Origin of the sequence: Brasilonema octagenarum UFV-OR1 (assembly GCF_963888615.1) — a bacterium.
GTDB classification, from domain to species: domain Bacteria; phylum Cyanobacteriota; class Cyanobacteriia; order Cyanobacteriales; family Nostocaceae; genus Brasilonema; species Brasilonema sennae.
This window is the reverse complement of the sequence record NZ_CAWPKW010000345.1, coordinates 1-1,455: the sequence shown is the minus strand read 5'-3', so window position 1 is coordinate 1,455 and position 1,455 is coordinate 1. Positions and strand designations below refer to the sequence as shown.

Below are 1,455 nucleotides of genomic sequence, written 5' to 3'. Positions count from 1 at the left end.
AACTCACATCTTGCACCTAACCGAACAAACCCGTAAAAGGCAAATAAGGAGTACAAAAATATAACAGAAGATGAATCAATAATTTAAGTACACAAGAGTGATAAAGAAACTTAAAGTAGCCGTAATTTTACATACAAAGCTTCCAAAAATACAAGATGTAGGGATGACTATTTGCGTCATCCTGTAGTGCGATCGCCTACGGCGAGCGCGGAGCGCCAGCGCTAACTTTAATTTCAAAAACGGAATTTGCTTTGATAGCAGAAAATATGAGAGAAAGGGCGTGAAATATCGAATTTTTTATAGCAAGAACAATGCTTACCTACGCCCAAAAGCTAGTATACAATCTCAAAGAGTTAATGCCGACGCAATACCAAAAAGATAATCTTGATGCAATGCTGGGATTATTTTTGGAAGCGCAAGGGCATCCCTTACCTGAACACTCTCAAACCAAATCTCCGAGTGCATTGAGTCGGTTTTTAAATATCAATCCTTGGTCAACAAGGGATATGATTCGTATTGTTCGTAACCATGTATTAGAGACGAGCTTAAAGGTTTTTTCAGCAGAAGGGAAAGGACGTAAACCATTTTTACAGGTTATCATTGACCTAACGACTCTTGAAAAACGGGGTAAATTTAAAAACTTTGAGGATTTAATAAGAGTTTATAACGGTAAACGTGGTCTGCATATAGTAGTAGTTTATTTAGTTGTCGGAAAGTGGCGCATACCTTGGAACTTCCGTGTTTGGAGAGGTAAGGGTACACCTTCACCCGCTCAACTAGGACTCAGGTTAGTTAAGCGTTTACCTAAATCTTTAACTGAACGCTTTCGGGTGAATATTTTGGTTGATACGGCTTTTGGGAGCGTGGAATTTCTTCATGGTGTACGCAAGTTGAAATATCATGCGGTTACAGGTGTGGCTATTAACCGTAAATTAGTTGATGGAAGAGTTTTAAGACATTTACACAAACAGGGACAACAAGTCCGTTTGGTTGGTTTAAAGTTTCCCGTTACCGTATCTTGGTATTACTTAAAGCGCGATAAGGGCAAGCTTGAAAAACGTTTTGTCTTGTCTACTCGTCCCATTAAAGCTTCTACTCTCAAGTGGTGGGGTAAGCGTCGTTGGCAAATTGAGGGATGGTTTAAAACCGCAAAGCAATGACCCAAAGGGTCACGCTTCGCGAACGTTTTGGTTTGCACCGTTTTGGACAGGGTTCTCTCCTTGGCATGTATCGCTGGCTGATTCTTTCTCTGACTGCCTACCTCATTGCTCATTGGACTTATCTTCATATTCAGTCTGGATCACCACCTGATTGGGGTCAGGCTGCACAAACTGCCTTAGAATCAATTTTTACCCAAATAGTCGTGTCTCTTCTTTTACTTGATATTGAACGCTTAGCTCCCCTCGCACGTAGTTGTGGTTTTGACATTCATATTTCCAGGTGCAAGATGTGAGT

Annotated in this window: 2 protein-coding genes; both read left to right on the top strand. The window is 40.8% G+C overall.

Annotated elements, in window-relative coordinates; all coding sequences use genetic code 11:
- Positions 1-311 precede the first annotated feature (311 nt).
- Positions 312-1,160, top strand: coding sequence for a transposase (locus tag AC5590_RS31195; protein WP_211178818.1), 849 nt, complete (start codon positions 312-314; stop codon positions 1,158-1,160).
- Positions 1,157-1,453 (top strand): hypothetical protein, encoded by a 297-nt coding sequence (locus tag AC5590_RS31190; RefSeq protein WP_211178817.1) that lies wholly within the window; start codon positions 1,157-1,159, stop codon positions 1,451-1,453. The genes AC5590_RS31195 and AC5590_RS31190 overlap by 4 nt, the downstream gene beginning before the upstream one ends.
- The last annotated feature ends 2 nt before the right edge of the window (positions 1,454-1,455 follow it).